This window comes from Methylotuvimicrobium sp. KM1, from assembly GCF_044788715.1.
Lineage (GTDB): Bacteria > Pseudomonadota > Gammaproteobacteria > Methylococcales > Methylomonadaceae > Methylotuvimicrobium.
Genome location: NZ_CP173170.1, coordinates 1250457 through 1264069, shown reverse-complemented (window position 1 = coordinate 1264069; position 13613 = coordinate 1250457). Strand labels below are relative to the sequence as shown.

The following is a 13613-nucleotide window of genomic DNA, read 5'->3' as shown; positions in this document are numbered from 1 at the left end:
AGATCAAAATTCGGCACCGGGGCGCCCGTCAAAGGACACCCCAGTTCCGAATTTCGGCTAGCAAATGGTATAAATAACTTCCTGAAAAAGGATGTTCAAAGTTTATTTTCTGACAAAGCCAATCAACAACGCCCCATCCTTATCGAGAAGTTTTAGTCGATCGCCATCGATTTCATAACGGACGACCCGAGCCATAACATTCAAAAAATTCGCTTCGAGTTCCATGACGCCATCCTCTGCACAAAACATTCGAGTCGTCTGCGCAGAATCGATTCTGAGTTCTTCATCTTGCTTTGTGTAAGCCGCCGAATATCGATTACAACCCGCTTTGCCTTGGACAGTACCATCGGCAAAATACGCATTCGCTAAAGCGGAATTTTTATCCGTCACGATACCACCCTTGCCATTGTTGATGCCGGATACCTGCCATTGGTTTTTTTCCAGCGTCGGCTGGGTTTTTGTTTTGAACACCAATAATGAATTTCCTTCTTGGTCCAAAAGCGTCAGTAATCGAGCTTCTTCATCGTAGCGATAGCCGCCAACTTTAGCGAGCCAATCGAAATAGCGGCGCTCTTGTTCGTTGATAATCTCTGAACAGGCCATCATCGTTGAGCCGATCGGGCTGACCATTAATTTAGATTCTTCTGATATCTCAAATTTCCCAAAATAACGATTACAACCGCCACTTCCGGATAATTGACCTTTCGTAAACAAGGCATCGATAATCGTACCATCTTTAACGCTTGTCGTTTCGCCGTTCGGCCCGATAAAGTGTTCTAATTGCCAGGCAATATTGTCCCACCTGAATTGTTGCTCGTCGTCGTTTTCCTCTCGGCTAGCCTCAGTTGCACACCCTATCAGCACACTGCATAACGCAAAAGCAATCCATCGTCTCATCATACTTTTCTCTCAAGTTTGCTAGGATTTTTTTAAAGCTTTACCCACTGGAACCGGTATTTTGCATATAAACCCGCAAGAAGGGCAATTAAAATATTATAGTATAGCTATCGTACTAAAAATTTAGGCATGTGCGTATAGAGGCTGCGGGGTATTCGTCTCTATCAGGATGACTGTCACCCCATCCATTCACAACTAGAGATTCATTATGAGTAAAATTCTTTTCGTGATCAGTTTTACCGTATTACTGACGGCTTGTGCACAACAAATTAAGCGTGATTCCTTAGATCCCTTACATTTTGACGGCACACCGGTTACAACCGGCATCATCGAAGGTATCGGCTGGCGAAGCAAGATAGTCGTTTATCGCTGCCATCCCGACACCGAATTGCAGGTCGCTTATTTAAACTTACAATCCGGGGAATCGTTCGCCGCCCTTTATTACCAGGGCTTGCTAAGTTTAATGCAGATTCGGAAAGCAGCTTCCGGCGCGCTGTATATTGCATTGGACGAGCAAAAAAGCCTTCGTTGGCATACGAAAGGCGATTCCGGCATTTTGAAATTCCTTGCCGCCGACGATACCGCGACAGAACAAATTTTGTTAAGCGATTGTAAGGCTGTATAGCCGGATAAAAAACGGTTTTTGTGGTTTAACAAGCTTTAAGAAACCAAAAGGTCAGAGTTGTCGATCTTTACTTCTTCAACTTTAACTAATGGAGCTAATGCATTACTTAGCCTAATTGGCGAAGGTATTCAGGCTTCAACAACTCTGCCACTTGATTAACGCCGAATGGCCTCTCTTCTGAAGTTATTCATCCCCACACGGGGTCAGGTCTTAACCCACACAGGGTCACCACACAGAAGAACCCACACAGGGTCACCACACAGAAGAACCCACACAGGGTCAGGTCTTAAAATTTGCATCAAGTCTCGCTTTATGCAGGCACGTATTTGCAAAATTCAAGACCTGACCCCATAACTCCACAGGCTTGCCGACCCGTCCTTACGTTATCTACATGGATGTAGGTAAGGGGCGTGCGCAGGAGCGGAAGCTTTTTGACCATGGCCAAAGCAAACCCTAACGTTCGGAGCGGGTAAATTACCCGCCTATTCTTCCTCTTCTTCGAGCAATTTCAATTTTAGCCAATGAATTCGCCGGCTGTCCGCTCGGACTACTTCGAACCTGAGCTTGCCTTCGATCACTTTTTCGCCTTTTTGCGGAAGGTGTCCGAGCTTGGTCACGATAAAGCCGCCGACCGTATCGTATTCCTCGCTTGATAATCCCGAGGAAAAAAATTCATCGAAGTCATCCATCGGCGTCAACGCCTTGACCATATATTCGTTTTCGTTGCGCTGCACGATATAACCCTCATCGGGCTCCTGGTCGTGCTCGTCCTCAATATCGCCGACGATTTCCTCGAGTATATCCTCTATCGTCACCAAGCCTGCCGCGGTACCGTACTCGTCGACGACGATGGCTAGGTGATTCCGATTAGTACGAAACTCCTTCAACAACACATTCAAGCGCTTGCTTTCCGGCACGATGCTGACCGGACGCATCAATTCCTCGACTTTGACATCATGAACGGTCTCGGTCAGCGCATAAGGCAGCAAATCTTTTGCCAACAAAACGCCGACCACTTTACTGCGGTCCTCTTCAATCACCGGAAAACGCGAATGACCGTGTTCGAGCACCAACGGAAAAATGGTTTTCAAGTCGGCATCCCTCGGCACGACGACCATTTGCACTTTCGGAATCATAATATCCCGTGCCCGCATTTCCGAAACCTGAAGTACGCCTTCAATCATTGCCAACGCATCAGGGCCTAGTAAATGTTTTTCGCGAGCTTCCCGTAAAATCTCAAGAAGATCTTCCTGATCTTGCGGTTCGCCGCTTAAAAGTTGTCCTAGTCTGCCGATCCAACTTTTTTGCGGCGTCTGACTCGGATAGGGTTCGTCGTTCATACCTCGTTTGCCTCGTTATACGGATTATCGATGTTCAATTGTGCCAATATTTCGATTTCTTTCGCTTCCATTAATTCGGCTTCGTTATCTTCGACATGATCGTAACCCAGCAAATGCAGGACTCCATGCACGATGATATGCGCCCAATGATGATCCAAGGCCTTATGTTGTTCCAGTGCCTCTTCGGCCAAGACCGGCGCGCATACGACCAAATCTCCCAATAGATTGGATTCGATATAGTCCGGCGCGTCGAAAGGAAAACTCAAAATATTGGTCGGGCCTGGTTTTGCTCTATAGTGTTCGTTGAGTTGACTGATCTCTAGCTTATCCACGATACGGATCACCAGCTCGGTATCGTCGGGATAATCCTTTAGCGTAGCGTCTACCCAATTTTGCAATTGACCACTATCCGGGACAGCGTCCGTCGTGGTCTCTTGTTGAATTTCAATGCTGTTCATCAAGGATTCGGGTGTGTTTTTTCATAGGCCTCATAGGCAAGAACAATTCGCTGTACCAACGGATGCCTAACGACGTCTTTTGCGCCGAAAAACGTAAAACTAATGCCTTCGACATTCTCTAATACCTTCAACACATGGCGCAATCCCGACATTTTTTCGGAAGGCAAATCGATTTGCGTGATGTCGCCGGTAATGACGGCGGTCGAACCGAAGCCGACCCGCGTCAAAAACATCTTGATTTGCTCGACGGTCGTATTTTGCGCTTCATCGAGAATAATGAAGGAATCGTTCAAGGTTCTGCCGCGCATGAAGGCTAACGGCGCTACTTCAATGACATCGCGGTCGATCAATTTTTCGACGCGCTCGAAGCCGAGCATTTCATACAAAGCATCGTACAGAGGACGTAAGTAAGGATCGACTTTTTGCGCCATGTCGCCGGGCAAAAAACCGAGTTTTTCGCCGGCTTCTACAGCAGGACGAACCAGAATGATTCGGCGAACTTTTTCGTTTTGCAAGGCTTCAACCGCGCAAGCGACCGCTAAATAAGTCTTCCCGGTTCCTGCGGGACCGACGCCGAAATTGATATCGTGAGTCGTGATTTTTTTTAAATAATTTTGTTGATTAGCGCCCCTGCCTTTGATCACGCCGCGCTTGGTTTTGACCGTCACCTGATATTGAGCCGCCGTTTCAGCCTTGACCGCCTCGAGGGCTTCGTCGATGCTGGCATCCTGCATTGATAGATGCACTTGCTCGGGAGTCAACAATTCAAGTTCGGTGCTGGCAAATAGCTTATGCATCACCGCGCAAGCCGCTTTGACCGCCTGCTCTTCACCGCTGACTTTGAAATGATTACCTCGATTGGCGATTTCCACCAGCATGCGCTGCTCGATCTGACGCAGATGGCAATCGAATTGACCGCAAAAATTGGAGAGTCTGCTGTTATCGGCCGGCAACAGCGTAATTTCTTGAGATGACATCAATTGCTTAAGCCACCGCAGTTATTTTTGCGGTCGAAGATTCGACCATACGCCCACGAAGAGAGTTAGGCAAAGCCTCGGCTATGTACACGTCGACGAATTGCCCTGCTAATCGAGGATGACCGATGAAATTGACGACACGGTTATTTTCGGTTCGACCCTGCATTTGTAACGGATTCTTTTTTGACGGACCTTCAACCAATACCGTTTGCACGGTATCGACCATACTCGCCGAAATTTGTGCCGCCATTTCATTGATGCGGTTTTGCAAACGCTGCAAACGCTGCTTCTTGTCTTCGAGAGGCACATCGTCCGGCAAATCGGCAGCGGGCGTACCGGGCCTTTGACTATATATAAAACTGTAGGAAAGATCGAAGCCTATCGTCTCGATCAAATCCATCGTATCGTCGAAGTCCCGATCGGTTTCGCCCGGAAAACCGATGATGAAATCGGAAGATAGAGAAATATTCGGGCGAACTTCGCGCAATTTGCGAATAATCTCAAAATAGTCGTCGCGCACATGACCGCGCTTCATTTTTTTCAAAATCGCATCGCTGCCGCTCTGCACCGGTAAATGGAGATGATCGACCAATTGCGGAATTTCGGCATAGGCTTCAATCAGGCTGTCGCTGAATTCGACCGGGTTCGACGTCGTAAAACGAATCCGGTCGATGCCTTCGATCGCCGCGACATGGTGGAGTAAAAGCGCGAAATCGGCAATATCGCCGTCCGCCATCAGCCCCCGATAGGCATTGACGTTTTGTCCAAGCAGATTGACTTCGCGAACACCTTGCTTCGCCAAAATCGTGATCTCGGCAATCACATCGTCGAGCGGACGGCTGATTTCCTCGCCTCGTGTGTAAGGAACAACGCAAAACGTGCAATATTTGCTGCAGCCTTCCATCACCGATACGAAAGCTTTAGGACCTTCGGCACGCGGTTCCGGCAAGGCGTCGAATTTTTCGATTTCGGGAAAGCTGATGTCGATGACACGCTTATGCTTGTTTCGAGCTTCGTCAAGCAATTGCGGCAATCGATGCAAGGTTTGCGGACCAAAGACAATATCGACGAACGGCGCGCGCTTTTGTATCGCCTCGCCTTCTTGACTCGCCACGCAACCGCCAACGCCGATGATGACATCGGGTTTCAGTTCCTTGAACGGCCGCCATACGCCCAAAGCCGAAAAGACTTTTTCTTGAGCTTTTTCGCGCACCGAGCAAGTGTTGAGTAATAAAACATCGGCCTCGTTGGGTTTGTCGGTCAACTCCAGACCGTGAGATGCTTTCAGTACATCCCGCATTTTATCGGAATCGTACTCGTTCATCTGACAACCGTTGGTCTGAATATATAATTTTTGCGTCATTGTATGTACATCTAAAAAAACACCCCATCATTACAACGGAGAAAAGTGGTGGCTATTTAATCACCAAATCGAAAACAAAAAAAGCCCTCAATCGACTGACGAGAGCTTGCAAAAGTCGCGTATTATACTTCGCCCATTCCCTATAGGCATGCAAAATCCGGTTTATTCATAGCGAACGCGGCTCGATTCCAAAACTTAAACTGTATTATGGAGATTATTTTTTATTCTTCAAGCCCAAACACAAGCGGTGAATAGCGAAATGACGTGACTTTTCTACCATTTGTCAAGCGCCGACTTCACCTTTCACCTTTCACCTTTAATATCACGCCGAATTTCGGATGATCGAAATAATGGTCTTCATCAAACTTAATTCGCCTTGATTCGGTCAATCTAAAAAATCGCTCGGGATCGGGCTGATACTCAAGATCTAATGTCACGGTCAAAAAATCGCCTCGTTCGAGCTGAAAGAAGCCGTCCAACACATTAGCGGCATCCTGAATTCGAACCGCATCGCCGGCACTGTCTACATCGATGGCTTGAATCCATGCATAGTGGGCGATCGGCTGATACGTTGAATAACGCGAAAGCGTAGCGTAGACATGGGATAACGATTTTTGTTCCGTGGCGGCCTGAGCCAATGCCGACACTTCGACGACCTGACTCGGCCATTGTATCCCGCTGCGCGTTTGATCGAACAATTCGGTCGTCGGCATGTCTTGCCCGAATACAATCAATTCAATTTGAAAACGATCCTGCGCCGAAACAAATGAGACTCGCATTATTAATAACATAAACAAGACTATGTGAAATGCACTTTTATTATTCGTCATTATCATCTCTTCGCTATTTCAAACACCTTTGTAACCGGATGTAATCGGATAACGCCGGTCGCGACCGAAGGCTCGAGGGGTTATCCGAATACCGGGCGGCGATTGCCGACGCTTGTATTCGTTGCGATCGACTAGCGTAATCGCTCTGACGACATGCTCCGCGGCAAATCCTGCGGCAATAATTTCGTCCGCCGATTGATCGAACTCGACATAACGTTCCAGAATCGGATCCAGAACTTCATAAGGCGGCAATGAATCCTGATCGACCTGATCCGGCGCCAATTCCGCCGACGGCGGTCGCGTTATCACTCGCTCCGGAATGACTTTCGAAATCGAATTACGATAACGCGCCAACGCATAGACCAACAGCTTCGGCACATCCTTGATCGGCGCGAATCCGCCGGCCATGTCGCCATAAAGCGTCGCATAGCCGACACTCATCTCGCTCTTATTACCGGTCGTCAGCAATAATTTACCTTGCTTATTGGACAAGGCCATCAGCACTACGCCCCGACAACGAGCCTGAATATTTTCCTCGGTCGTATCCTTGGCGCTGCCGGCAAATATCGGGGCCAACATCTCGTTAAAAGCCGTAACAGCCGGTTCGATAGGAATCATGTGATAGTTCACACCCAACGCCTTGGCTTCCGATTCGGCATCTTCGTTGCTCATCGTTTGCGTATAACGCGAAGGCATCAACACCGCTTCAACCTTATCGGCGCCGAGCGCATCGACTGCCAATGCCAGTACCAGCGCCGAATCGATGCCTCCGGATAAACCCAATAAGGCCCCGTTAAAGCCGTTTTTACTGACATAATCGCGAATCCCCAAGACCAGAGCCTGATATTCGCTCGACACCGGCCGATAAATTGGGGCGCATATCGATTTAATCGGTTGCTTGCCGGTAAATTCGACGACACTGAGCTGCTCGCGAAACTCCTCGGCGCGAAACGCGATTGCACCGTCGCTATCGACAACAAATGACGCACCATCGAAAACCAATTCGTCTTGTCCGCCGATTAAATTGACATAAACCAAAGGAACTCCGGCAGCTTTGACTTGATCGCAGACGACCTGCTCGCGCTGATGAATCTTACCTGCATGGAAAGGCGAAGCATTTAAGGTCAATACGATATCCGAGCCGGCCTGTCGGTTTTTGGCAATCAAGCCCGGTTGCCAAACATCCTCGCAAACCGTCAATGCCAGAGTCAAACCTTTCAGATGGAATAACGCGACCTCGGAACCGGCAGAGAAATAACGCTGTTCGTCGAATACACCGTAATTCGGCAAAACATTCTTATGATAGCGCGCGAGAATCTCTCCCGACCTGCACACAACCGCCGTGTTAAACAACTTGCCGTCGGATTGCTCGGGGTAGCCGAAAACCACATCGATGCCTTGCACATTTTCGACTATGGCTGTCGCGGCATGCTGCGCCCGGGCAATAAAATCCGGCCTCAGCAACAAATCCTCCGGCGGGTAACCGGTTACCGAGAGTTCCGGAAAAATGACAATATCGGCTTTTAGCCGGTCGCGGCTATCTAGTGCCTGCGCGATGATCTTTTCGGTATTGGCTTTGATATCGCCAACCCGAAAATTGCTTTGTGCAATGGCTATCCTGAGAGTCGTGGCACTCATAAAAAATAATTTTCCTCTCTAAAATTCCTGTATCGCGGCTTGGCTGGATCGAAGGTAAAAGGACGGTTTCCGCTGTTTCCCAAGCTCCAGCTTGGGAAACAGCATAAAAAGAAGGTGGACTGAATATTTACGTCCTGTCATTATTCGGAGTGATTTTACAGGAACTGGAAAAATAGTTCGCGATTGGTATTAAGTAGACTCTGTCGCAACTGGGCGATTTTTATTACGTATCCATTCGCTCCAAGATCCTGCATAAAGCTTCGTGCCGGCGAAACCCGCGATGTCCATCGCCAATAAATTATGACAGGCGGTCACGCCGGAACCGCACATATGTACGACCTGTTCGGCCGGTGTGGCACCGATCAATGCAGACCATTCATCGCGCAGCTCTTGCGCCGTCTTAAAACGCCCGTCCGCTTGCAGATTATATTGCAAAGGACGATTCAGCGCGCCGGGCACATGCCCCGCAACCGGATCGATAGGCTCTTGACGCCCCGAAAAACGCTCCGGCGTCCTGGCATCGATCAATTTGATCGATTTTCGAGCTAACCCGTTTTGCACTTGCTCCGCATCGAACCAATTCGAATCGTTTAGATAAGGCCTAAACAATGCGGGTTGAATCGAAGGCAATGCTGTCGTGGTCGGATAAGCGCCTTTTTTCCACTGTTGAATCCCGCCATCGAGCACCGCGACCCGATCGTGCCCCAAACAACGCAGTAACCACCACAAGCGGCCGGCAAAGGCGCTGCCGGCATCATCGTAAACCACGACCTGACTGGCGTTTGATACGCCCCAGTCCCCCAGCTTTTTACATAACGAGTTAAAATCCGGCAATGGATGGCGACCGGTTAAACCCGTGATTCCGGACGATAGATCCCGATCGAGATGAGCATAACGGGCGCATGGAATATGGCCTTGCCGATAAGCTTTGCCACCGGCTTCGGTATCGGCCAACGAAAACCGACAATCGAAAACGACCCAGCCGGGAGCCCCGATATGCTCGGCTAATTGATCGACGGAAATTAAATTTGCATAAGTCATTGTTGTTTATACCGTAAGAATGATTTTTCCAATATGCCGACTACTTTCCATCAATGCGTGTGCCCCCGCCGCTTCGGCCAACGGTAACACCGTATCGATAACCGGATGAATGTCACCCGACTCCAAGAGCGGCCAAACGTGCTTGCGCAGCTTTCCGGCGATCGCCGCCTTAAAGGCATTATCGCGGGCTCTCAAGGTCGAACCGGTAATCGTCAATCTTTTCAAAAAAACTTGCAATAAATTGATTTCGGCTTTCGGTCCGCCTTGAATCGCGATTTGCACCAGCCTGGCATCGAATGCCATGGATTTGAGATTGCGCGGAAAATAATCGCCGCCGATCATGTCTAAAATCACATCGACGCCTCTACCGGAAGTCAACGCCGATACTTCTTCGACGAAATCCTGTTCGCGGTAATTGATCGCGGCATCGGCACCCAATTCCCGGCAAAACGCGCATTTACGCGACGATCCCGCAGTCACGAACACACGAACGCCGAAGGCCTTGGCCATTTGTATCGCCGTGACGCCGATTCCGCTGCCGCCGCCATGCACCAACAAGGTTTCGCCGGACTGAAGTCCGGCGCGATCGAATAAATTACTCCAAACCGTAAAAAAAGTTTCCGGCAGTCCGGCCGCCTGAATTGCCGTTATCCCTTTCGGAATCGGCAAGCATAACTCGGCTGCGGCAGTGCAATACTGCGCATAACCGCCGCCGGTCACCAAGGCGCAGACACGGTCGCCTAATTGCAAATGCCGCACCTCATCACCCAAACCCGCGATAGTTCCAGCCACTTCCAGCCCGGGAATATCGGATGCGCCGGGCGGCGGCGGATATAAACCTTGGCGCTGCATGATATCGGGACGATTGACACCTGCCGCCTCGACGCGTATCAACACTTCATTGGCTAATAGAGTCGGCAGTGGGCGATGCGTCTCTACTAACTTACCCGGAGCGACGATTTCTATCGCTTGCATCTCTTGCGGCATTTCCAATAACCCTCAAATTTGCCTAAACCGTGCGTGTTTTGAATGAAGTAATGAATTCGTAACAAATCTTGGCGTCCTCGGCGAGTTCCTCGAAACCGATGACTCGCTTTCGCCAAGAGCTAAAGTCTGGTTCGTCATTCGCTTGATCTACTTCGCGATAGCCCATACTCCATTCAGGAAAAAGACGTCTCCGCTCCGGCCCTTGAATAACCACCTGCATATCCTTGTGTCTCGGATCCAATTTAATCTTTTCGGTCAAAGCCATCACCTTTTCAGGCGAGCCCTCTATGAGCTGCATGAACCAACCATCCCGATGCAGCAAGCAACCGGTAATACCGTTTAATTTGTTAAACTGCCGGGTCTGCTCCAATAAAGCTTCGATTTCATTTTCCGGCATCGGTCGAACAGCTTGGCTGACATACAGCACAAAAAATAACGGCGACGGAGCATCGGGCGTTTTGGTTTCGATTTCGCGCTCGACGGTCTCGACATAGGCATTCCAATCCAGCGGCCGATAAAAATAATAGCCTTGAATATAATCACAACCGAGTGCGCGTAGTTCTCTCAACTGCAATTCATTCTCAACACCTTCGGCAACCATTTTTAGACCCAAACCCCGCCCCAAGCCGATGATAGCCTGCGTCACTAAACGGTTTTCTTGATGATTCTCCAAGCCGTCGATAAAGGCCCTATCGATTTTTAGTACGCTAACCGGTAGCCTAATTAATTGCGCCAACGAGGAATAACCGGTTCCGAAATCGTCGACCGCCACACGCAAACCCTGATCGGCAAGACGACGTAACATGCGTAGATTCGTTTCGACATCGGCCATCAAAGACGTTTCGGTGATTTCGAGCAATATCCTCGAAGGTTCGGCGCCGGTTTCACGAATGATTTCGGCAAATTGATCGGAAAGCGACTCCTCATCCAACTGCCTTGCCGAAACATTAACCGAAATATAAGAGGGCGCATTATCACCCCATCGTCGACGCCATTCGGCTTCAGCCCGGCAGGCCTCCCGAAATACCCAGTTGCCGATCGCGAGGATAGGGCCGGCCATCTCGGCAATCGGTATGAAAATAGCCGGAGAAACTTCACCGGTCGATGGAAACCAGCGCAGCAGTAATTCAGCCGCTATGATGCGCCCGGTTGCGGCGCAGACAATCGGTTGAAATCGGGGGGAAAATTCATCGCGCTCGATCGCCATTCGCAAACCTTGCGTAATCGACAACCTCAAGCGCACTTTTTCCTGTAAGCTGTCGTTAAAAAAATACCAGCTATCCTTACCCAGCATTTTAACTTCAGACATCGCCGTATCAGCGGAACGCAACAAGTCATCGGCCGAATGTGTGCTGCCTTGTCCTACCGCGATACCGACACTGGCTGTTACCGATACCTGATTGCCATTGAGGTCTATTGGCTGCCTCAAGGCTTCATTGATCCGTTCGGCGAGCGTTGAAATCATTGTCGGATTTTCTAATTGCTCGCAAAGCACGACAAATTCATCGGCAGACAAATGCGCCACGCTATCACCGGGCCTCACAATTTCCATCAAGCGCCTTGCGGTCGTTTGCAGCACCTGATCGCCAACCTTATGATCATGTATATTATTGACTAGACTAAAATTATCGAGATCAACAAATAACAAGGCAACGTTGGTACCTTGCCTTCGCGATCGTTGTAAAGCATCCGCCAGCCTTTCTCGAAGAAGTCTTCGGTTCGGCAATTCAGTTAAAGCGTCGTGCGTTGCAGACCATAAAATTTCGTCTTCAACTCGTTTGTTTTCGGTAATATCGCGCATCGTGACGACTAACAGCCAATGCCCGTCCTGACGAAATTTAGCGATCGAGGCTTCCAAAGGAAAAAAAGTGCCGTCTTTACGATAGCCTGTTACCGGACTACGTCCACTCATGCGCCTCTCGGTTTCTTCGCTCTCGACGAATAAGCGAAATAACTCGACATGCCGTTCGCGCAAATGCGGCGGCAACAACAGATGAACCGAAAGCCCAATTAATTCTTTGCTGGAATACCCGAATACCTGGCAAGCGTTCGTGTTGGCTTCGACGATGATACCGAATTCGTCGGTCGCCAAAATCGCCATATCGGCGATTGACAAGATATCCCAAGCGGTACTCAATTTTTGCATTAATTGCTTGGCATCGTCGGTAATTAATTGCGAGACCGAGTCGACCTTACCCGCTTCGGCCGGTTGTCGTGTTTGCATTCTATAACGATCAGGGATTACTGGAGGTATGAGGCCGAAACTTTCGATAATTCTAAACGAACCCTCAGCGGTACAACGTGATAGATAGGTATTGACATAGGCATGGTGAGTATTCGCATCCATTTGCACGCGTCCTTGCGGGCCTTTAATGGACACGCTTTCCAGTGCCGCAACCAAGGCTTCGGGATACACCGATCCGGCAACCTCTGCAGCTTTGGCGAAGGCTTGCACGCATAAATAGGTGGCCTCGCCGAAATTGGTCAGCATACCGTTACCGTAGGGCCAAAGACCGTCGATGTCAGGCATTTGCTCAAGCCTCGCCAAATAATTACGGTTTTCCGGCGTATCCACGCTCATGAAATAGGTATTCGACGAATAAAAGCCCTCGCGCACATTGGCCGGCAACCTTGAAGCCATGATCTCGTCGAAATGCCCCATAACAACCGTCATACGGTTTTTTAAACCTAATTCCGAAAAGCGGTTTAATAACTTGACTTGATCGATGCCGGCAAAATATGGTGCAAAAACATCAGCTCCCGAGTGAGCAACTTGTTTTAACAAATCGTCGATCTCACGGTATGACACGCCGATCGACAAATACTCCTCTCCGACCACCGTTCCGCCCAGTTCCGTCAAAGCGCGTTTCGCAGCATCGATAGAACCCCTTGGCCATTCGTAATTATTACCCGCGAAAAACATTTTCTGACCATAATATTTGGCCATGCAAGCGATCATTTTATCGATTTGCTGATTAGGCAAGGCCGCAAAATGAAAGAAATACCTTCCGGAGATACTACCTTCGTAAAACGAAAAATTGAGATAAGGTATTCTTCTCGGTTCGGCGACTTGAGTCGCGACCAGAATCCGGGAGTTCGACAGCAGATTACCGATGATCGCCGAACAACGATGCTCGTCGACAAGCTTGATAGCTGCTTGCACCGCTGTTTCCGGCAAACTACCATCATCCTCGACGATCAACTGCAAAGGTTGCCCAAGCACTCCGCCCCGCTCGTTGATTTCGCCGCAAGCAATCCTTGCGGCACGAACTATTTCGTCACCATAGATCCCGACTAATCCTGTCAACGGGGGCATAAGCCCTAGTCGTATCGGTTCATTACAATCGTTATTACTCACTGTGTTGCTCTAAAATTTAGTAACCATTCGGCACATGCCTCCTGACCAAAAAATAAACTATTGATTTTATAAGGACTAATACATCTAATACCTAAGTTT

11 protein-coding genes are annotated in these 13613 nt (G+C 49.1%); 1 reads left to right on the top strand and 10 read right to left on the bottom strand.

Annotated features, from left to right (window positions below; all coding sequences use genetic code 11):
• Positions 1 to 102: 102 nt before the first annotated feature.
• The gene (locus ACINK7_RS05425; RefSeq protein WP_404360285.1) at positions 103 to 900 is read right to left on the bottom strand and encodes an META domain-containing protein; all 798 of its coding nucleotides are present in this window, start codon (positions 898 to 900) and stop codon (positions 103 to 105) included.
• Between the two features lie 205 nt (positions 901 to 1105).
• Here ACINK7_RS05425 and ACINK7_RS05420 point away from each other — a divergent pair, with 205 nt between their 5' ends.
• A complete protein-coding gene (locus ACINK7_RS05420; RefSeq protein ID WP_404360284.1) occupies positions 1106 to 1522 on the top strand; it encodes an MliC family protein in 417 nt (138 codons plus the stop codon).
• Between the two features lie 482 nt (positions 1523 to 2004).
• Here the strand turns inward: ACINK7_RS05420 and ACINK7_RS05415 are convergent, their stop codons facing one another.
• The 9 genes from ACINK7_RS05415 to ACINK7_RS05375 all read right to left on the bottom strand — a co-directional run bounded on the left by ACINK7_RS05415 (position 2005) and on the right by ACINK7_RS05375 (position 13514).
• Positions 2005 to 2862, bottom strand: coding sequence for an HlyC/CorC family transporter (locus tag ACINK7_RS05415; protein ID WP_404360283.1), 858 nt, complete (start codon positions 2860 to 2862; stop codon positions 2005 to 2007).
• Positions 2859 to 3320, bottom strand: coding sequence for an rRNA maturation RNase YbeY (gene ybeY, locus ACINK7_RS05410; RefSeq protein ID WP_404360282.1), 462 nt, complete (start codon positions 3318 to 3320; stop codon positions 2859 to 2861). The genes ACINK7_RS05415 and ybeY overlap by 4 nt, the downstream gene beginning before the upstream one ends.
• Positions 3320 to 4297, bottom strand: coding sequence for a PhoH family protein (locus tag ACINK7_RS05405; protein ID WP_404360280.1), 978 nt, complete (start codon positions 4295 to 4297; stop codon positions 3320 to 3322). The genes ybeY and ACINK7_RS05405 overlap by 1 nt, the downstream gene beginning before the upstream one ends.
• Before the next feature lie 7 nt (positions 4298 to 4304).
• Positions 4305 to 5660 carry a tRNA (N6-isopentenyl adenosine(37)-C2)-methylthiotransferase MiaB gene (miaB, locus tag ACINK7_RS05400; protein ID WP_404360279.1) on the bottom strand — a complete coding sequence of 452 codons (1356 nt, stop codon included), beginning with the start codon at positions 5658 to 5660 and terminating at the stop codon, positions 4305 to 4307.
• 296 nt (positions 5661 to 5956) lie between these two features.
• Positions 5957 to 6490, bottom strand: a complete 534-nt coding sequence (locus ACINK7_RS05395) for a CsiV family protein (protein WP_404360278.1) — start codon at positions 6488 to 6490, stop codon at positions 5957 to 5959.
• Between the two features lie 18 nt (positions 6491 to 6508).
• The gene (locus tag ACINK7_RS05390; protein ID WP_404360277.1) at positions 6509 to 8128 is read right to left on the bottom strand and encodes an NAD+ synthase; all 1620 of its coding nucleotides are present in this window, start codon (positions 8126 to 8128) and stop codon (positions 6509 to 6511) included.
• Positions 8129 to 8317: 189 nt separating this feature from the next.
• A complete protein-coding gene (locus ACINK7_RS05385; protein WP_404360276.1) occupies positions 8318 to 9169 on the bottom strand; it encodes a sulfurtransferase in 852 nt (283 codons plus the stop codon).
• A gap of 6 nt (positions 9170 to 9175) precedes the next feature.
• Positions 9176 to 10156, bottom strand: a complete 981-nt coding sequence (locus ACINK7_RS05380; RefSeq protein ID WP_404360275.1) for an NAD(P)H-quinone oxidoreductase — start codon at positions 10154 to 10156, stop codon at positions 9176 to 9178.
• Between the two features lie 22 nt (positions 10157 to 10178).
• A complete protein-coding gene (locus ACINK7_RS05375) occupies positions 10179 to 13514 on the bottom strand; it encodes an EAL domain-containing protein (RefSeq protein ID WP_404360274.1) in 3336 nt (1111 codons plus the stop codon).
• Positions 13515 to 13613 lie beyond the last annotated feature (99 nt).